17 protein-coding genes are annotated in these 17,609 nt (G+C 59.3%); 7 read left to right on the top strand and 10 right to left on the bottom strand.

Annotation, left to right across the window (positions count from 1 at the left end):
* The first annotated feature begins 22 nt into the window (after nucleotides 1-22).
* The gene (locus BK658_RS23450) at nucleotides 23-379 is read left to right on the top strand and encodes an NADH:ubiquinone oxidoreductase (RefSeq protein WP_123584390.1); all 357 of its coding nucleotides are present in this window, start codon (nucleotides 23-25) and stop codon (nucleotides 377-379) included.
* Between the two features lies 1 nt (nucleotide 380).
* Here the strand turns inward: BK658_RS23450 and BK658_RS23445 are convergent, their stop codons facing one another.
* Nucleotides 381-1,022, bottom strand: a complete 642-nt coding sequence (locus tag BK658_RS23445; RefSeq protein ID WP_123584389.1) for a DUF1826 domain-containing protein — start codon at nucleotides 1,020-1,022, stop codon at nucleotides 381-383.
* Complete coding sequence (gene zigA, locus BK658_RS23440; protein WP_123584388.1) at nucleotides 1,022-2,230, bottom strand: zinc metallochaperone GTPase ZigA; 1,209 nt, start codon at nucleotides 2,228-2,230, stop codon at nucleotides 1,022-1,024. Before zigA ends, BK658_RS23445 begins: the two co-directional genes overlap by 1 nt.
* 138 nt (nucleotides 2,231-2,368) lie before the next feature.
* Here zigA and BK658_RS23435 point away from each other — a divergent pair, with 138 nt between their 5' ends.
* Nucleotides 2,369-2,746 carry a glutamine synthetase gene (locus tag BK658_RS23435; protein ID WP_123584387.1) on the top strand — a complete coding sequence of 126 codons (378 nt, stop codon included), beginning with the start codon at nucleotides 2,369-2,371 and terminating at the stop codon, nucleotides 2,744-2,746.
* Here BK658_RS23435 and BK658_RS23430 read toward each other — a convergent pair.
* Nucleotides 2,743-3,954, bottom strand: coding sequence for an N-acetylmuramoyl-L-alanine amidase (locus BK658_RS23430; protein WP_123584386.1), 1,212 nt, complete (start codon nucleotides 3,952-3,954; stop codon nucleotides 2,743-2,745). The two genes, BK658_RS23435 and BK658_RS23430, sit on opposite strands and share 4 nt — an antisense overlap.
* Nucleotides 3,955-4,040: 86 nt before the next feature.
* Between BK658_RS23430 and folE2 the strand changes: the two genes are divergently transcribed.
* Genes folE2 through BK658_RS23410 form a run of 4 tightly spaced genes read left to right on the top strand, consistent with a single transcriptional unit; the run spans nucleotide 4,041 to nucleotide 7,364 of the window.
* A complete protein-coding gene (gene folE2 / locus BK658_RS23425) occupies nucleotides 4,041-4,937 on the top strand; it encodes a GTP cyclohydrolase FolE2 (RefSeq protein WP_123584385.1) in 897 nt (298 codons plus the stop codon).
* On the top strand, nucleotides 4,934-5,602 hold the full coding sequence (locus BK658_RS23420) for a metal ABC transporter ATP-binding protein (RefSeq protein WP_123584384.1): 669 nt from the start codon (nucleotides 4,934-4,936) through the stop codon (nucleotides 5,600-5,602). The genes folE2 and BK658_RS23420 overlap by 4 nt, the downstream gene beginning before the upstream one ends.
* A complete protein-coding gene (locus BK658_RS23415) occupies nucleotides 5,602-6,468 on the top strand; it encodes a metal ABC transporter permease (RefSeq protein WP_123584383.1) in 867 nt (288 codons plus the stop codon). The genes BK658_RS23420 and BK658_RS23415 overlap by 1 nt, the downstream gene beginning before the upstream one ends.
* An 11-nt stretch (nucleotides 6,469-6,479) precedes the next feature.
* A complete protein-coding gene (locus BK658_RS23410) occupies nucleotides 6,480-7,364 on the top strand; it encodes a metal ABC transporter substrate-binding protein (protein ID WP_123584382.1) in 885 nt (294 codons plus the stop codon).
* A gap of 42 nt (nucleotides 7,365-7,406) precedes the next feature.
* On the opposite strand, the gene BK658_RS23405 is transcribed toward BK658_RS23410, so the two are convergent.
* Nucleotides 7,407-7,928, bottom strand: coding sequence for a DUF3617 domain-containing protein (locus tag BK658_RS23405; protein ID WP_123584381.1), 522 nt, complete (start codon nucleotides 7,926-7,928; stop codon nucleotides 7,407-7,409).
* Nucleotides 7,929-8,059: 131 nt separating this feature from the next.
* Between BK658_RS23405 and cls the strand changes: the two genes are divergently transcribed.
* Nucleotides 8,060-9,499, top strand: a complete 1,440-nt coding sequence (gene cls, locus BK658_RS23400) for a cardiolipin synthase (protein ID WP_123584380.1) — start codon at nucleotides 8,060-8,062, stop codon at nucleotides 9,497-9,499.
* A 10-nt stretch (nucleotides 9,500-9,509) separates the two neighbouring features.
* Here cls and cfaB read toward each other — a convergent pair whose 3' ends face one another.
* From cfaB to BK658_RS23370, 6 genes are all read right to left on the bottom strand, one after another.
* The gene (gene cfaB / locus BK658_RS23395) at nucleotides 9,510-10,697 is read right to left on the bottom strand and encodes a C17 cyclopropane fatty acid synthase CfaB (RefSeq protein WP_123584379.1); all 1,188 of its coding nucleotides are present in this window, start codon (nucleotides 10,695-10,697) and stop codon (nucleotides 9,510-9,512) included.
* Nucleotides 10,698-10,946: 249 nt separating this feature from the next.
* Entirely contained in the window at nucleotides 10,947-12,857 is a 1,911-nt protein-coding gene (locus tag BK658_RS23390) for a cation-translocating P-type ATPase (protein ID WP_123584378.1), read from the bottom strand.
* A complete protein-coding gene (gene hflK / locus BK658_RS23385; protein ID WP_123584377.1) occupies nucleotides 12,854-13,912 on the bottom strand; it encodes a protease modulator HflK in 1,059 nt (352 codons plus the stop codon). Before hflK (BK658_RS23385) ends, BK658_RS23390 begins: the two co-directional genes overlap by 4 nt.
* Complete coding sequence (hflC, locus tag BK658_RS23380) at nucleotides 13,909-14,952, bottom strand: protease modulator HflC (RefSeq protein WP_123584376.1); 1,044 nt, start codon at nucleotides 14,950-14,952, stop codon at nucleotides 13,909-13,911. Before hflC ends, hflK (BK658_RS23385) begins: the two co-directional genes overlap by 4 nt.
* Nucleotides 14,949-16,922 carry a protease modulator HflK gene (hflK, locus tag BK658_RS23375; protein ID WP_123584375.1) on the bottom strand — a complete coding sequence of 658 codons (1,974 nt, stop codon included), beginning with the start codon at nucleotides 16,920-16,922 and terminating at the stop codon, nucleotides 14,949-14,951. The genes hflC and hflK (BK658_RS23375) overlap by 4 nt, the downstream gene beginning before the upstream one ends.
* Nucleotides 16,923-17,092: 170 nt before the next feature.
* Nucleotides 17,093-17,566, bottom strand: coding sequence for an Lrp/AsnC family transcriptional regulator (locus BK658_RS23370; protein WP_054594814.1), 474 nt, complete (start codon nucleotides 17,564-17,566; stop codon nucleotides 17,093-17,095).
* Nucleotides 17,567-17,609: the final 43 nt, after the last annotated feature.

The following is a 17,609-nucleotide window of genomic DNA, read 5'->3' as shown; positions in this document are numbered from 1 at the left end:
GCGGTTTCTTGGGAGGAAAAGGATGCGATTGATCGGCTTGTCGTTGCTGTTAGCCTTCGCTTCGGGCGAGGCGCTGGCGCAGGCCTGCGTGGTTCACAGTCAGGCAGAGCGGCTCGACGTCAAGGTCTGCCAGCAGAACCGCAACATTCCGAAGAAAATGTTCCATGACGGCTTCTGCCAGCCAAATCTCGCGGGGCAGAAGGTCGACGTCGCATTCCTCGAGCAATGCCCCAGCGGTGCCTTCGGTGTGTGCAGCAACGCTCAAGTTGCCAATATGCCTTACCGGCAGGATATTCACTATTACGGCGTGGCCACAGATGCGGCGTACCTGAAACCATATTGCGAAGGCCAAAGCCAGGGCGCTTGGCTAACGCCTTGAATCAACCGAGCCAGTCGAGGGTCAGGATCAGCCGGCGCTCACCCGGTGCGGGTTGCGGTGAACGATGAATCAGCCCGAATCCCTCGTTGCCGTGCCACTTCTCACCCTTGAGCAAGGCCACTTCACCACAGAGCATTTGCTCACAGTCCTGCGGCTCCGCCTCGGCTTTGGCCAGATTCTCACGCACTATGGCGCCCTCTCTGAGCCACTGACTGCCGATGCCGGCGTAGGTAGTAATCAGCCGCACGGGCACATGATCAACATGAAAACGCGGGCACATGGCGTTATCCAGCACCCGCAAACGTAAGCCGATACGCGTCGCTCCCAGCAAGCAGGCAAACGCACTGACCAACCATGAAACATCGGTGATAAACCCTTCATAGCCCTCCAGATCACTGAAGCTTTTGGCCAGGCCACGCAGATCGGGTTCAGCGTCGTCAGTCGCCAATTCCACCACCAACGACTCGGCCAATGGCTCGTTCAGCGATAACAGCACTGTACCGAAGTCAGCAATATGTGGCGGCAGACGACGCTGCCAGAGCGCCAGGTTGGTACCGTCTTCAAGTATCTGCGTGAAGACGTCAGGGGTTTGGCCCTGTACCTGGCGGACCACCGGGCGCGCTTTCAGACTCGGCGCCAACATCAGGCCGCCTCCTCTTCAAGCCATGGACCAAACGGGTCTGCCATCAGGCGCCAACCTTCGACGCCCAAGGACATTTCATCCTCATTGAGCAGGCAATTATCGAGGCGTTCGGTGAGTTGAGAAAAGTCGATATTCTGGCCGATGAACACCAGTTCCTGACGGCAATCACCGGTGACGGAGATCCAGTTTTCCATGATCGCGGCGGTACTTTCCTGATCCTGTGGCCACTGCGCTTTCGGCACGAAGCGCCACCAGCGACCGGCAAACCCGTGACGCATCAAACCACCGGCCTGGGACCAGCTACCGGCGTCCTGGTGCTTGCTGGCCAACCAGAAAAAGCCCTTGGAGCGCAGCAGTTTTCCATTCACCCACGGCCGATTGATGAAGCTGAAAAAGCGCTGCGGATGAAACGGCCGACGCGCCCGATAAGCCATTGAAGCGATGCCGTACTCAGTGGTTTCCGGCACATGCTCACCGCGCAACTCTTGCAGCCAGCCTGGCGCCTGGGAGGCTTTTTCAAAGTCGAAGCGGCCGGTGTTGAGGATTTGTTTCAGCGGTACTTCGCCCATGACCATCGGGATAATGTGCGCCTGGGCGTTGAGCCGTTTGAGGATCGCGATCAACTCTTCGCGCTCGGCGCTGCTGATCAGATCGATCTTGCTGATCAGCAGCACGTCGGCGAATTCGATCTGCTCGATCAGCAAGTCAGTGATCGAACGCTCGTCTTCTTCGCCAAGGGTTTCACCCCGTGAAGCGAGGCTTTCGGCGGCCTGATAATCGAGCAGAAAATTCATCCCGTCGACCACTGTGACCATGGTGTCGAGCCGCGCGATGTCGGCCAGGCTTTGGCCTTCTTCGTCGCGAAAGGTGAATGTTTCCGCCACGGGAAGAGGTTCGGAAATACCGGTGGACTCGATCAGCAGGTAATCAAAGCGACCGGCCCTGGCCAGTTTACTGACCTCTTCCAGCAGGTCTTCGCGCAAGGTGCAGCAGATGCAGCCGTTGCTCATTTCGACGAGTTTTTCTTCGGCGCGGTTCAAGGTGACATCGCGCTGGACTTCGCTGCCGTCGATGTTGATTTCGCTCATGTCATTGACGATCACGGCGACCCGAAGGTTCTCGCGGTTGCGCAGTACGTAGTTGAGCAGCGTGCTTTTGCCAGCGCCGAGAAAGCCGGACAGCACGGTAACGGGGAGACGATTGGGCATCAGGTGTTCCTCATCAGGAGTGGCCGGTCAGATGACACTTTTAATGTTATAGTATAACAGCATAAAGAAGCCAATCCCCTCTTGCTCCCAACGACGAAGGACGCAATGCTTGAGCCCGTTCGCACCACGAGAAAGCCCATGCACAACGCCTTGATATCCACGCTGTTAAGCCTTTCGCTGTTTGTCGCAGCAGACGCCTGCGCGCAGGCATCGAGCCAGGCGAAGTGCACGCGCAGCGCCAATCTGCTGGCCTGCGTAGACCCGGACGGCAATACTTACAGCGTCGCCACGGCGGGCAGCACAACGTACATGCGCGGGTTTGAAGTGAGCGGTAAACGCTATTGGGCGCAGACCAGCAGCCGTTATGGCCAACTGACGTTCTTCACCGGCTTGGCGTCCGACGGCGAAGCCTGGGTCGGTTACAGCCGCCGCGTTGGCTGGACCACCCTCAATCGGTTTTCCAGCTCCGGCGGTTCCAGCGGCAAGTTCACCTGTAGCCGACTGACGGGTTGCTAGACCTGCGATTTTTGCTGCGACTGCTGCCAGGCCATGTAGCTGTTCATCGGTGGATTCTTCTGAAAATAGCGCTGCAAGCCTTCAAAAAGGCCGTCGGCTACCGCCTTTTGGTGCCGCGCCGTTACCAGCCTCTGGCTGTCGCGGGCGTTGGAAATGAAGCCGGTTTCGACCAGGATCGATGGCACATCCGGTGACTTCAGCACTGCAAATCCGGCCTGTTCCACACGTTTCTGATGCAACGTGGTAATCCCCGCCAAGCTGCCAAGTACCATGTTACCAAGCTGCAAACTGGCGGCGATGGTGGCGTTCATCGACATGTCGAGAATCACCCCGGCGAGCATCGGATCCTTGTCCTTCAAGTTGAGCAGACTGGTCGCCCCCAGCAAGTCGGCCCCGTTTTCCCGTTGCGCCATGAAACGTGCGGTGGCCGAGGTTGCACCGCCTTCGGACAACGCGTAAACCGAAGCGCCAGAGGCCGTGAGCCGTGGCGCCGCGTCAGCGTGCACCGAGATGAACATGTCGGCCTTGTGCGTACGGGCGATCTCCACGCGCTTGCGTAGCGGCACGAAGAAGTCGTCGTTGCGCACCAATTTCACATCGAAACCTTTTTCGCGCTTTAAACGTTTGGCCAGCAATTGTGCGATGGACAGCACCACATCCTTTTCGCGCTCGCCTTTGGCGCCAATTGCGCCGGGATCCTTACCGCCATGGCCGGGATCGACCACGACGATGATGTCGCGCTTGGGGTGAGCCTTGTCGATCGGCGTTTCACGCTGAACCAAAGGTGCAGCCGCAGCGATCTGCACGGGCGCCGCGCTGAGAAGGTCGAGCACCAGACGATGACCCTGCCCGTCCTGTGGCGGCAATTGAAAACTATTGAGCCGCACCGGACCGGTAAGGTCGAGCACGATCCGCGTATCGCCTTGCCCGAAGTGCCCCGAACGGATCGAACGAATCACCGTGTTGGTGAGCGCCAACTGGCTGAAGTCACCGCTGAGCTGCGCGCCGCTCAAGTCGATGATCAGTCGCTCAGGCGCGCTCAACGAGAAGGTTTTGTACTGCACCGGCCCGCTCAGATCGAGTACCAGGCGAAGCTTGTCATCCGAACGCCAGAGCCGCGCATTGCGGATCTGTGTGGCCGACACGCCGAAAGGTAAAACCAGCGCAACGCTGGCCAACAACAGATTGAGCAATTGTCGCCTGTGCATAGTGAAAGACCGCTCGAGAAAAAGGCATCGTCGATTTTATTGTTATAACATAACATTGCAAAACATTTCCAACGATGGACCTGCTCATGAATGCGCTGACTCTGCCGGATATCGCCGCGCTGGCCTCACGCCAAGCCTTGCCACTCGAATGGGTGGGCATGTGCGGCATTGCTCTTCCTGTTGTGTTCGACGGCCAGCGATTGAGCGCGAAAGCCGACGCAGGCGTCAGTCTCGATGATGGCGAAACGCGCGGCATCCATATGTCGCGGCTGTATCTGGCGCTGGAAATACTTGAGCAGGAAAGCCTCACTCCGGTGTTGCTGCGGCAAGTTCTGCAACGCTTCCTCGACAGCCACGAAGGTTTATCCAATGCTGCGTACCTGCGGATTCACGCTGATTTGCTGCTCAAACGTCCTGCCTTGATCAGCCCTTTGGCTGGCTGGAAAAGCTATCCGATCACTGTCGAAGCTCGATTGGAAAACGCAGTGTTCCACGTGGAACTTAAAATTGAAGCGTCTTACTCATCCACTTGCCCCTGTTCAGCAGCGCTTTCAAGGCAACTTATTCAGCAGCAATTCATTGACGACTTTGCCAACAAAGCATTGCACCACGCTGACATTCTTGCGTGGCTCGGCTCTTCGAAAGGCATCGTCGCGACACCCCACAGCCAACGCAGCAGTGCACAATTACACCTACGACTGGATGACTATCTGGACGATCTGCCCTTGATCGCGGTGATCAATGACGCCGAAGCCGCGCTCGGTACCGCCGTTCAAACCGCGGTCAAACGCGCCGACGAACAAGCCTTCGCACTGGCTAACGGTCAAAACCTGATGTTCTGCGAAGACGCTGCACGACGTTTAAATCTGGCGTTGAAACGCTCGCCTGGCATCAAGGCTTTTCAGTTGCGTGTAGTTCACGCCGAAAGTCTGCACGCCCACGATGCAGTGGCCGAAAGTCGCTGGAACTGGGAGGCCGCATGATTCGTTGCCAAGGACTCCGCTGGGGTGCACCCGGTCAACCTCTGACGCCCGCCATCGATCTCGATTTGCCCAGCGGCAGCCTGACGGCGGTAATCGGTGCCAATGGCTCGGGTAAAAGCAGCTTGCTGAAAGTCATCGCCGGTCTGCAAAAACCGCTAGCAGGTAAAGTCGTCCTCGATGTTTCACCACGGGGTGGATTGTCCTTTTTGCCACAACAACACCACCTCGACCGACAGTTCCCCATCAGCCTGCAGGAGTTGGTGAGCGCCGGATTCTGGGGCAACAAACAAACGCCGGACATTCGCCGCCAACGCCTCGACAGTGTGCTGAACGACTGGTGCCTGAACGATTTGGAACAACGCCCGTTGATGGCGCTGTCGGGCGGCGAATTGCAACGCGCCCTGCTCGCCCGTTTGAGCCTCGCCGAAGCGCCACTGTTGCTACTCGACGAACCTCATGCGGCACTGGATGAACTCGGCCAGGCGCTGCTGTGGAAACACATCCACACCTGGCACAACGAAGGCCGAACGCTGGTCGTGGTGTGTCATGACCTGGCTGCGGTTCGCCAACACATTCCTCAAGCATTGCTGATCAAAAATACGGGCTGCGCCCTGGCGCCGAGCCATGAACTGATTCTCCAGCAACCACACACGCAGGTGGCGTAATGCTCGTCGCTGCGCAACTTTGGCAACCGTTCCACGAATTCGTGTTCATGCGCCGAGCACTCATCGGCGGTCTGGTATTGGCTTGCAGCACCGCACCACTTGGGGTGTTTTTGATACTGCGGCGCATGAGCCTGATCGGCGACGCCGTGGCTCACGGCATCTTGCCCGGTGCCGCGTTAGGGTTTTGGTTCGCCGGTTTGAGCTTGCCGGCGCTGACCATTGGTGGCCTCGGCGCTGGCCTGAGCATGGCCGGATTGGCAGCATGGATCACTCGCCGCACCGGCCTTCGGGAAGACGCCAGCCTGGCGGCGATCTACCCCATCTCGCTGGCCAGCGGCGTGCTGATTCTGGGGATCGCCGGCAAACGTCTCGACTTGCTCCACCTGCTGTTTGGCTCGGCATTGGCCGTCGACGGCCCAACATTGACCGGCATGCTGTGGGTCTCGGGCATTAGCCTGATCGCCATGACACTGATCTATCGGCCACTGTTGCTGGACACCCTCGACCCATTGTTTCTGCAAACCGTCAGCCGTCTCGGCCCTTTGGCGCACGGCGTATTTTTGACCCTGGTGGTGCTGAATCTGGTGATCGGTTTCCAGGCCATCGGCGCGCTGATGGTAGTCGGTTTGATGATGTTACCGGCCGCCGCTTCACGCTTCTGGAGTCGTCACTTGCCGATGCTGATGGCCATCGCCGGGCTGCTCGGCTGCCTCTCGGTATGGCTCGGTTTGTTGCTGTCGTTCTACTACTCGCTCCCCAGCGGCCCGGCCATCGTGCTGGTGGCTGGCGCGTTGTACCTGCTGTCCGTGGTGTTCGGTCCGGTGCACGGTTTGCTGCGCCGCCCGCCTTTGCTCACATCCCAATGAGGTGTTTTCCGATGCGCGCTCTACTCGTGCTGTTCAGTGTGTGGTTGTCGATGTCGCTTTCAACGGCATCGGCAGCCGAAAAGCTCCCGGTGGTCACCAGCTTCAGCATCCTTGCCGACATGGTTCATCAAGTCGGCGGCGAGCACATCCAGATCACCAACATGGTCGGCCCGGATGCTGACGCTCACACCTACGAACCCACTCCGGACGACGCCAAGGCCCTGCTCAAGGCCAGGCTGATCTTCAAGAACGGCCTCGGTTTCGAGCCATGGCTGGACCGCATGGTTGCCAGCACCGCCACCAAAACCCCGGTGATCACCGCCAGCCACGGAGTGATTCCAAGGACCATGAACGAGGACGGCGAGACCATCCCCGACCCGCACGCCTGGCACAATCTGGCGAATACCGAGCTCTATGTGAATAACATCACCAAAGCGCTAATTGCCGCAGACCCGGCGAACAAAGCCGACTACGAACACAACAGCCAGACCTACTTGAAACAGATATACCGTCTGCTGGCCGAAGCCAAGGCCAAGCTCGGTGCATTGCCTCCAGGCAACCGCAAGATCGTTACATCTCATGACGCCTTCGGCTATCTGGGTCAGGCGTACGGCATCGACTTCATGGCACCTCAAGGCTTGTCCACCGAGCGTGAACCATCTGCCGCCGAAGTGGCCGCATTGATCACCCAGATCCGTCAGGCCAAGGTCAAAGCGGTATTCATGGAAAACATCAAGGACGCCCGTCTGCTCAAGCAAATCGCCGATGAAAGCGGCGCGCAGATTGGCGGCACCCTGTACTCGGATGCTCTCGCCGCCGAAGGTCCGGCCAGCACTTTTGCCGGGCTGTTCGAATACAACCTCAACACGCTTTACGACGCCTTGAGCACGCCATGATCCCCAAGAACCCGTCCGGCGATTTGCCGCGGACGATAGAGATCAGGCGCGAGGTTTGACCGTCCCGCAATCCTGCCCCAACCATACGGCACGAGTATCCATGCTGCCCTTTTGCTGAATGCCGGTGGCGTTGAACGTGCCGTTGACCGTGGTGTTGAATTCGCGATCGCTAAGGAACGTAGCAACACCGGCGCCCTGGGCTTTCGGGCAGCTGAAGCGGAACTTCCATTGGTTACCGCTGCGGTCGGTGATTTGCTGCTGGCAACCCGATTGGGGGTCTTGCAGGGGAATAGTGTCGGATTGAACCTGTGCCTGGGTCAGGCACACACGAATCCCTTTACCACCCATGGTGATGCCTTGTTTCTCCAGTGCAGCCTTTTGTGCCGGCGTCATCTGACTGCCCAACTGGTTAAGGATCAACTGCAGATCCGGCAGGTTCTGGTCATCGACCTTCATGTTGCTTGAGGTCATTTCCCACAAACCCGGTTGCAGCATCTGCGCCTGAGCGGCCACAGGAAGCCAAAAGCCAACAGCCATGGCCAAACCCAGCAGACGTACGTTCATCGAGTAACTCCTAGACAATAGTGGCCGTTAGACGTCGCCAATCTACTTCGGTTGCATGTCTAATTAAATAGCGACATTCACCGTGGAACATGGTCTGTTAAGCATCGAATTGTCAGGAGCACGATTGCCCCATGGATTTTTTTGGACCCCATCTTTTCGCGTATCTGATCGCGCTCATCCACTCACTGGGCACGATCGCCGCCATTCACGCCGTATTGACCGTCAGGACCGCTCAAGGCTCGATTGCCTGGGCCTTATCACTGGTGTTCGTGCCTTACCTAACGCTTATCCCTTATCTGGTCTTCGGTCGCAGCACTTTCGACGCTTATATCAAGGCGCGCCGACAGGCCAACGAAGAGATGCGCAAGGCCATCGCGGACCTGAACTGGCGTCCGTGGATCGAGGAAGCGCTGACCGCCCGTGCCTCCAAGGCCTACGCCTCGTTGCGGGCGATGCCGAAGCTGGGGCGAATGCCGTGCCTGTCAAACAATCAGGTGCGCCTGTTAATCAATGGCCAGGCAACCTTTGATGCGATTTTCGAAGCGATCCGCGCCGCTCGCGAAGCCGTGTTGATTCAGTTTTTCATCATCCATGACGACCAACTCGGCCGACGCCTGCAAACACTGCTGATGGAAAAATCCGCTGAAGGTGTCGCCATTTACCTGCTCTACGATCGGATCGGTAGCCACTCCCTGCCTCACAGCTACGTTCAACCCTTGCGTGATGCCGGTGTGCAGGTCGAAGCGTTTGCCACGCGCAGTGGCTGGCTCAATCGGTTCCAGGTGAACTTTCGCAACCACCGCAAGATTGTCGTGGTCGACGGAGTACAGGGCTTTGTCGGCGGGCATAACGTTGGCGATGAATACATGGGCGAGAAACCACCGCTGGCACCGTGGCGCGATACGCACATTGCCGTCATCGGTCCCGTGGTTGCGTGCATGCAGGAGTCGTTCGCAGAAGACTGGTTCTGGGCCTCCCGCAAACTGCCACCGCTGATACTGCCGCAGAGCTACCCCGATGACGGCGTGCTCTGCCAACTGCTGGCCAGCGGCCCGGCGGACCCTTACGAAACCTGCTCACTGTTTTTCGTTGAAGCCATCCAGTCCGCAACCGAACGCGTGTGGATCACCAGCCCGTATTTCATTCCCGACGAAGCGGTATTTGCCGCGCTACGCCTGGCGGTGCTGCGTGGTGTCGATGTGCGACTTCTGCTGCCATCGCGACCGGATCACCGGATCGTCTATGCCGCCTCCAGCCTGTACGCCTTCGAAGCCGTACGCGCCGGAGTTCGGGTGTTCCGTTACCAACCGGGCTTCTTGCATCAGAAGGTCGTGCTGATCGACAGTGAGATCACTGCCATCGGCAGTGCGAATCTGGACAACCGTTCGTTCAGGCTCAACTTCGAAGTCATGCTACTGACCGTCGACAGCGAATTCGCTCATGAGGTGGAACACATGCTCAACGACGACTTCGCTCAGGCCCACGAAATTGCCAAAGGCGAAAGCCGGAAGACCCATCGCCTGCAACAACTTGGCATGCGGGTCGCCCGGCTTATCTCGCCGATCCTTTAAGGCTGATCCTTTAAGGGGTGTAGATGTCGTCACGCGTCCACGGTAGCTCATGGCTGCCGTCGGCGTGAGTCTTGACCGCGAGGATCTGGTGCAAGTTGATCCAGCCCCGCGCGAACGCATAGGCGCAACCCGCCAGATACAGTCGCCAGATTCGCAGCGCCTGCACCGGCACCTCTTTGGAAGCGGCTTCAAGGTTGTCTTCCAGCCGCTCGCTCCAGTGGTCCAGCGTGCGTGCGTAATGCAGACGCAGGCTTTCGACGTCGACGATCTCCAGCCCCGCTTCACTGATCTCGGCCGAAATCATCGACAGATGCGGTAATTCCCCGTTAGGGAATACGTAGCGCTCGATGAAATCGCCAGCTCCACGTCCGACCGGCCGGCCATCCGTGTGCTTGGCGGTAATACCATGGTTCATCACCAGGCCGCCTTCACGCACGGCACCAAACAATGTTCTGCAGTACTCCGCCAGGTTGGCATGCCCGACGTGTTCGAACATGCCGACACTCACGATCTTATCGAACCGCCCATCCTGAGGTAGATCGCGGTAATCGAGCAGTTGTAGCTCAACCTGGTCCTGCAAACCTTCAGCGATCACTCGCTCCCGGGCCAATGCCAACTGTTCCTTGCTCAGGGTGATGCCAAATACTTTTACCCCGAACTCCCGCGCCGCATAACGCGCCAACCCTCCCCAGCCGCAGCCGACATCCAGCAGGTATTCGCCGGGTTGTAGCCTTAGTTTGCGACACAGGTGGCGGAATTTTGCTTGTTGGGCCTGTTCCAGGGTTTCGCTACCGGTTTCGAAGTAAGCGCAGGAATACGCCATGTCACTGTCGAGCCAGAGCTGATAGAAAGCATTCGAGAGGTCGTAGTGATAGGAAATCGCCGCTGCGTCGGTGGCTTTGTCATGGACAGCGCGCACCGGCTGCTTGCCGTCAGCGTCATCCAGCAACGCTTGGCTCCACTCATCACATACCCGGATCACGTCGCTGATCTGGCCTTCAAGTTCGAGTTTGCCCTCAACGAAAGCGGCGCCCAACAGGTCGAGGCTTGGGTGAGTGAATTGAGACACCAATTGTGGGTCCTTGACCACAATCGTGACGCTGGGCGCAGGGCCCAGATTGAATTCATGGCCGTCCCAGAGTCGCAAGCGAAGCGGTAATTGCAGATTCTGTAAGGCCGGTGGTAGTTGCGCGAGCATGAATAGTCCCCCTTGTTTCAGACGTCTGATTTGAGGGTAGACCATTGTGGAAAATTAGCTGGCTATCGATTTAATAGCCTTTTCCTATGAGTCATGACAGAGCAACAAACTGTCGTAAACCCACTGTTCCAGCCGGGTAACGGGCTGAAGAAGTGCGCCCTCTCAACAGTTGACTGTCAATTGTGCGCACAGTTCGGCAACGCTTCAGCCGTTCAGTCCCTGCACTTCGTTGAGTAGCAGGCTGGCCCCTCAACCCTCTTCTTTCAGCTTCAGCAGCGGCTCCTGGAACCGCAACAAACGCCCGGCATTGCCCAACACCAGCAACGTGCTCAGGTTATGCAGGACCGCAGCAATCATCGCCCCTGCCGCCCCCAGCCAGCCGAACGCGGCGAACGCGACGATCGCCAGCGTCCAGCCTAGACCGATAATCACATTGACCTGCAAGGTCTGCCGGCACTGGCGACTCAGGCGTACGCAGGTACCGAGTCGACGCAGATCACTGCCGATCAACACGATGTCGGCCGAGGCCAGGGCGATGTCTGCCCCGCCCGCACCCATGGCCACTCCGACCACGCCGGCCTTCAGCGCCAACGAATCATTGATGCCATCGCCGACCACCATCGGCCGGAAACCATTGTCGATTTCAGTCAGGACGCGGTTGAGTTTGTCTTCCGGCAAGGCTTGCGCCTCGACATCGCTAATGCCGACTTCATAGGCCAGGCTGTGGGCGACGCTCTGCCGATCGCCGGTCAACAACAACTGCCGGCCAAGGCCCAGCTCGCGCAGTTCTCTCATGGCAAAACGCGCTTCCGGTTTGACGCTGTCCGCCAACAACAGCCACGCGAGGAAACGCCCATCCAATGCCAGACCGGCAATCGGCCCATCGTGCTCCGGCACCGTTGAGGTGGCGATGCCCAACTGCGCAAACAACTCGGGTCGGCCGAGCGCCGCTTCGCCCTGTTCGGTCATCGCTACCACGCCCAGGCCCTGACGTTCACGAATGTCCGACAGCAGCAGGAAATGCTCCTGAGTGACCAACCCGGCCAACGCCCGACTGACCGGGTGGCTGCTGGCCGAGCCGAGGCTGGCGGCCAGTTTCAGTAAGGTGCTGCGGTCCTCGACCGGGCTGTCGATCGACTGCAAACGCAACGTGCCGAACGTCAGGGTGCCAGTCTTGTCGACTACCAACGACGTCAGGTCCGCCAACTCTTCAAGGAACGCCGAACTGCGAATCAGAATGCCGTGGCGCGCAGCCACTGCGATCCCGGCAATCGCCGTGGCCGGGGCCGACAGCACCAATGCACAGGGGCACGCGGCAACCAGTACCGCGAGCATCGCTTGCGCATCATTGGTGACGAACCAGGTCACCGCGGCCAACAGCAACACCAACACCATGTAGCTGCCGGCATAGCGTTCCAGCAAACGGGTGATCGGTGGCTTGGAGCGCTCGGCACTTTGCATCAGCGCAATGACTTTGCCGAGGGTCGATTCGTTGCCGGTGCGGGTCACTTCCAACCGCAGCAAACCATCGAGGTTGATCGCTCCGCCGAACACTTGCATGCCGACGGTGGCCTCAAGCGGCACCGACTCACCGGTAATAGGTGCAGTGTCCAGGCTCGCTTGACCGGACAGTACCCGTCCATCCGCTGGGACCCGATCGCCTGCGCGCACTTCGACGATGTCTCCAGCCTTTAGCGCAGCGTTGTCGATTTCGATAATCGAGCCATTGGCCTGAACCTTGCGCGCGTGGCTGCGCGTCAGACGGCCCAGCGCGTGAATCGCTTCCTGAGAGCCAATCACGCTGCGCTCTTCCAGCACGTGGCCGAAGATCATGATGATCGGCAACAAGGCCGCGGTCAGCAGATCGCCCGTAGCCCAGGCGCCCATCATCGCCAGAGCAATCAGTTGATCGGTGATCCCGTGCAGGCTCGGATAACGCAGGCTGTACCAGGCCGAACGCATAACTGGAACGGCCACCAGCAACGACGCCAGCCCGAGCAATAACTGGCTGACACCGGTTTGCTCCGGCGACAACCAGCGCCAGACCAGTCCCAGGCCGAGCAAGCCCAAAGCAAGCATTGCCAAAGTCAACTGCCGTGCGGCGCTGCGTTGTTCAGCCGTGCTCAACATGCTTGGCGCGGCGGCGGTTTGAGCGGTCATTGTTCGGCTCCCTGAATAATCAGGCGGGAATCGTCTTTAGGGTTGACCGTCGTAACCGAACCGGCCTGACCGAGAATTTTCGGCATACGCTCACGGTAGATCCGCAGGAGCATTTCCGGGTCGGTACCCTTCTGTTGCGCCTGGGCCAGGCTGAGCACTGTGGCGGTGTCGGACGACGCTTTGGCCAGGCGTTCGCTGGCTTGGGCGTGAGCGACTTGCAGTGTGCGGTCAGCTTGTTGGGTCGCGGTCTGAGTGAGTTTTTCGGCTTCAGTACGTGCGTTCGCCACGGCTTTATCCGCCTGCTGACTGGCGGTCAGTACCGCGTTAAAAGCATTTACCGCAGGTTCGGGCAGGCTCGATTGCACATCGACCCGGGCGACCTCGATGCCCAGTCCCTGCCCCGTCGCGGCTAACTCGGCCAAGCGTTGATTGATCCCTTGCACCAGATCACCGCGCAGACGTTCGCGACGTTCGGCGGCTTGATTGTCAGCACCGATCAACTCCGGCCGAGCGACCAGAATAGTGTCCAGGTCTCGCGCGGCCGTCAGCGCCACCGCACTGCGAGTCACCAAACGATCCAGCGCCGGCAGCACATGTTCACCCTGCAGGACAAAAGCGTAAGGCTCGGTCACTTTGTAAAACACCCGAACGTCCAGTTGCACCACGCCCGAATCGCCAGTGAGCAAATACCCGGAGCCGGCCAGCGCATCGCTCAGTGGATTGGCGAAACTCGCCACACGCTCACCTTGCAGCGCAGCATCAGAGCGCAGCAGATTTTCCACCCGCCGTTCGATCACTCGATCCGCTGCTGGCAACAAAATCACCTGCTCGAACGGACGCGGCCACGCCAACAGCAAGCCGGCGTTCTGGATGCGATCCAGCGCTCCGAAGTGCAACACCACGGCGCGATTCTGCGGATCAATCTGCCGCACATTGGAGAAAGCCCAGGCCAACGCAGCCAACACCGTTACGGCATAGAGCGCGAGAAAAGCCAGGCGACCGGCCTGAATCCACGGACTGTCGAGTTCATTTGTTCCACGTGGAACCACACTCATGGCTGCGACCCAGACTTGTTATCCAGCGTCGGCGGTCCATCAACCAATACTCGGAATGGCGCAGCATCGGTACGCAGAATCAGCTTTGTGCCCGGCTTTACCATCGTGTCCAAGGTGTCCAACGAACGCAGCAAGTTGTACAACTGCGGCGAACCCGCGTAAGCCTTGCCGTAGATTTGCGCGGCTTCAACCCGAGATTGAGCCTCGATATCCGCAGCCTTCACCGTGGCGTCGGCCTGGACGATGCGCGCATCGCGCTCGGCGGCGGAACGGATTTGCGCCGCCTCTCGCTTGCCGATGGCGGTGCGTTCGGTGGCAATGGTTTCACGCTCGGCGCGCATACGATCGACAGTAGCGGTCAGGGTCACTGACGGCAGTGTCAGCCGTTCGATCCCCACTTGCAGCACACGCACGCCGTAAGTGGTCAGCAGTTGTTGATCAATCTGCTTGCGCAGTTGCGCCTCGAAATCAGCGATATGCACCTGGTTGGCGTCGGTGTTCACCAGGTTGGCCAGGTCGAAACTGCTGGCGGTGGTTTCCAGCGCGGAGCCGACAAACGTACGAATCTGCCGCGCTGCTTCGTCTGGCTGGTTCTGTACCGCTCGCATGAAGCGCTGCACATTATCCGGATCACCCTGCACCTGCCAGGCGACATAAGCCTGAACGATGATCCGCAAACCATCGCGCGTGCCCACGTCCTGCAAACCGCTGGAGGTGGTGCGCAGGCGCAGGTCTACCGGAATCGCCGCTTCGAACGGTGTCGGCCAGCGCCAACCGAGGCCAGGTTCGAGCAGTACCCGCGAAGGATTGCCGAAACGGGTAATCACCGTCGCCTCGCCCGAACGCACTTGCACCAGACTGGCCGCTGCAATGGCAAACAGCACCAGCAGCGCCGCCCAGCCCATACGTCGCCACGGAAACGGCCCCGCCTCTTGCGGGTCGCCATGGTGATGATGGTGGTGGCCGTGATGATGCCCGCCATGGTCGTGGCCGGCGTGGTCGTGATGATCATGCGGCTCGTGGGAATGCGACGGGCTCAATTGGCGGCTCCTGACTGAACGGGTTGACGTGACGGCGAAGTGTCAGTCGGTAAGGTGGCGGGTAACGTGTAGCTGCGTAAGTCGATGGTCGGCGTACTGTTGCCGCCCAAGCGATGATCAAGCACCAGTACCTTGGCGTTGGCCAGGCCTTGCGACAGCTGGGCAAAGTATTGCTCCAGCACAAAGGCCCGACCGGCTACGGCGTAGGCTTTGCGCTCGGCAGCGAAACGCAGGTCGGCGGCCTGGGCCGCAGCGTTGACTTCGCGGGCCGTGGCCAGCGCCTGGTCATGGGCGACACTGGCCTGCAATTGCGCCTGATTGGTCTGCTCGGCAGCCGCGCCACGCTCGCGAGAGATCAACGCTTGCGCGCCGATCTGCGCGGCTTGCACGCTGTGATAGGCGTTGGCAGCTCCGGCCGGAGGGTGAATGGCTTCGACGACCGTGGCAAGAATTTCCACGCCACTGTCGAGTTTCTGCAAATCAGCCTGCACTGCACGACCAATGTCTTCGGCGAGCCCTACCCTATCTGCCCCAAGCAAACCGTCGAGAGTCCTTGAGGCAAAATCGTGCACCAGAATCCGGCTAGCAGTGCTGCGAATCAGTGTCGGTACATCGGTGCTGTTGTAGGTCGCCGCCAACGCGGCCTGATCGCTCAAACCGATGCGGTAGACGAAACGCACGTCCATGTTGACGATCTGGAAGCTCTGTTTATCGTTACTGCTACTGGCAATCACCTGAGACTTGTCGTTCACATGACTGGCGTCCCACAACCGGTTGGCAATGGCTGGCGCGGGCCCTTCCGCAGGATCGGCCACCGTCGCTGCTGGCGCGTCACCGACGCTGGTCGCCAATTCGTGAACCACACCATTTTCGACGCTCAGCACCCGGCCCAACGGCCAAGGCAGACCGGCATGCAAACCTGGACCAAACACCTGCACCGGCTTGCCGAAGCGTTCGTAGATCCCCCGCCCTTGCAGCGGTATTTCGTGAATCCCGGTGAGCAACCAACCCACGAACAGCACCACGGTCAGCACAGGCAAGAAGGCCCGACGCATGTAAGTGAAAGCCCAGATCTGCCGCAGGTCGATGCCAAAGCGGTTATGCAATTCGTGCTGCAACGCCAACAAAGGTTGTGGCGGCCAGCGCAACATGTCCGCGACAAAACTGCGCGCCAGCAACGTCGGTTCGAGCAGATCGCGACGAGGACTGAACAACGACAACACCGCACGCAGCAACAACTCTGCGGCGACCAGCCCCGGCAGTAACCCGATCAACACCGCCAGGCGCGCCGGCCAGACGGCAGTTTCGCCGCTGAACAACAGACAGAATGCGCTGATCACCAGACAGATGATCGCCACGCGAGTGAGTTGCGCCAACTGCCCGGCTTCGGGCCATTCAGCGGGATTTTCCTGAGCCAGTTGGCGCTCGCATACCAGCAAACCGAACGCCAGCAGCAACGATATCGCCGCCCCAACGCTGGCCGAAAGGCCCAGCGCAGCGGCGGGTAATGTCAGGTTCCAGAATTGTTCGAGGCTGAACAACGCCAGCAATGACCAACCAGCCAGCCACAACGTCGGCGCGCCGATCTGCGCCAGCAATCGAATCCAGCGCTCACCCGCTCGCGCCAACAGTCGCTCATACCAGCCAAGAACCTCGATGGGTTCTATCTGTTCCGCAGCCAGCACCACCACCGGCTCAACCAGCGCCCGCGCCCGCCATTGGGTGATCCACCAGGCCGATTGCAAACCGGCCACCACCACGATCAACGCCGAGGACTGGCTGACCAATAGCGGAGGCCAGAGCGATTTCGGTGCAAACAGCCCGACAAAAAACGCCAACAACAATCCTGCTGCTGCGAGACTCGCCAGGCCAATGCCCACCCGCTTCAACCGACGTCCGTGAAACACCGCCTGCTGAAAACGCGGCAGTCCTTCCACGTTCGCCCCCTCAGCCTCCAGATCGACTTGCATACCACCTCAGTACTTGCTGTTACGTGAACCAGACCTGTGGATAAGTCGTCAGGCCGTTGCATTTTTTGCAAATCGTTACGATATAACGATGGTAGTGAATTTTTCGCTCCCCGCCCATCACCCAACCCGCACATATAAAGATGAAAGCGTAGCCGGGCTGAGCAAGGGCATCAGCTCGGCAAATGCCCCAGCGGTAATGGCCCTGGGGTTTTCACCGTATGAATTGCGAAGTTGCTGCGAATATCACTCACACCCGGCAACTTGAGTAGGCTGCCGGTCAGGAAGCGCTCATAACCGCGCAAATCCGGCACCACCACTTGCAGCAGAAAATCCGATTCGCCTGACACCAGAAATGCCGAAATCACCTCGGGCAATGCCGTTACCGCCAGACGAAACGCTTCGGCCTCTTCGTCGTTGTGGCGCTCGACCTTGACCCCGACAAACACGGTCAACCCCAGCCCCACTTCGTCGCGGTCGAGGTTCGCTTGATACCCGCGAATCACCCCGGCCTCTTCCAGCATTCGCACCCGGCGCAGACACGGCGAAGCCGACAGGCCGATCTCGTCCGCCAGTTGCACGTTGCTCAGGCGACCGTCGCGTTGCAGCGCGGCAAGGATTCGGCGGTCGTAGGCGTCCAGTTTCATGGTTTGGCAGTTCCCGACTGTTTTTATTCATTGATTGGCAGAA

The sequence above is a fragment of the Pseudomonas brassicacearum genome (assembly GCF_003732175.1).
In the GTDB taxonomy this organism is placed as follows: domain Bacteria; phylum Pseudomonadota; class Gammaproteobacteria; order Pseudomonadales; family Pseudomonadaceae; genus Aquipseudomonas; species Aquipseudomonas brassicacearum_G.
Note: the sequence above shows the minus strand (reverse complement) of the source record. Positions and strands in the feature narration are given on the sequence as shown.

Excerpts from the sequence above, each read along its gene's own strand:
- BK658_RS23405 (WP_123584381.1), bottom strand. The coding sequence starts at position 7,928 with ATGAACGTACGTCTGCTGGGTTTGGCCATGGCTGTTGGCTTTTGGCTT.
- cls (WP_123584380.1), top strand. The coding sequence starts at position 8,060 with ATGGATTTTTTTGGACCCCATCTTTTCGCGTATCTGATCGCGCTCATC.
- BK658_RS23435 (WP_123584387.1), top strand. The coding sequence starts at position 2,369 with ATGCACAACGCCTTGATATCCACGCTGTTAAGCCTTTCGCTGTTTGTC.
- BK658_RS23370 (WP_054594814.1), bottom strand. The coding sequence starts at position 17,566 with ATGAAACTGGACGCCTACGACCGCCGAATCCTTGCCGCGCTGCAACGC.
- BK658_RS23390 (WP_123584378.1), bottom strand. The coding sequence starts at position 12,857 with ATGACCGCTCAAACCGCCGCCGCGCCAAGCATGTTGAGCACGGCTGAA.
- hflK (WP_123584377.1), bottom strand. The coding sequence starts at position 13,912 with ATGAGTGTGGTTCCACGTGGAACAAATGAACTCGACAGTCCGTGGATT.
- BK658_RS23415 (WP_123584383.1), top strand. The coding sequence starts at position 5,602 with ATGCTCGTCGCTGCGCAACTTTGGCAACCGTTCCACGAATTCGTGTTC.
- BK658_RS23410 (WP_123584382.1), top strand. The coding sequence starts at position 6,480 with ATGCGCGCTCTACTCGTGCTGTTCAGTGTGTGGTTGTCGATGTCGCTT.
- BK658_RS23445 (WP_123584389.1), bottom strand. The coding sequence starts at position 1,022 with ATGTTGGCGCCGAGTCTGAAAGCGCGCCCGGTGGTCCGCCAGGTACAG.
- hflK (WP_123584375.1), bottom strand. The coding sequence starts at position 16,922 with ATGCAAGTCGATCTGGAGGCTGAGGGGGCGAACGTGGAAGGACTGCCG.
- BK658_RS23450 (WP_123584390.1), top strand. The coding sequence starts at position 23 with ATGCGATTGATCGGCTTGTCGTTGCTGTTAGCCTTCGCTTCGGGCGAG.
- BK658_RS23430 (WP_123584386.1), bottom strand. The coding sequence starts at position 3,954 with ATGCACAGGCGACAATTGCTCAATCTGTTGTTGGCCAGCGTTGCGCTG.
- cfaB (WP_123584379.1), bottom strand. The coding sequence starts at position 10,697 with ATGCTCGCGCAACTACCACCGGCCTTACAGAATCTGCAATTACCGCTT.
- folE2 (WP_123584385.1), top strand. The coding sequence starts at position 4,041 with ATGAATGCGCTGACTCTGCCGGATATCGCCGCGCTGGCCTCACGCCAA.
- BK658_RS23420 (WP_123584384.1), top strand. The coding sequence starts at position 4,934 with ATGATTCGTTGCCAAGGACTCCGCTGGGGTGCACCCGGTCAACCTCTG.
- zigA (WP_123584388.1), bottom strand. The coding sequence starts at position 2,230 with ATGCCCAATCGTCTCCCCGTTACCGTGCTGTCCGGCTTTCTCGGCGCT.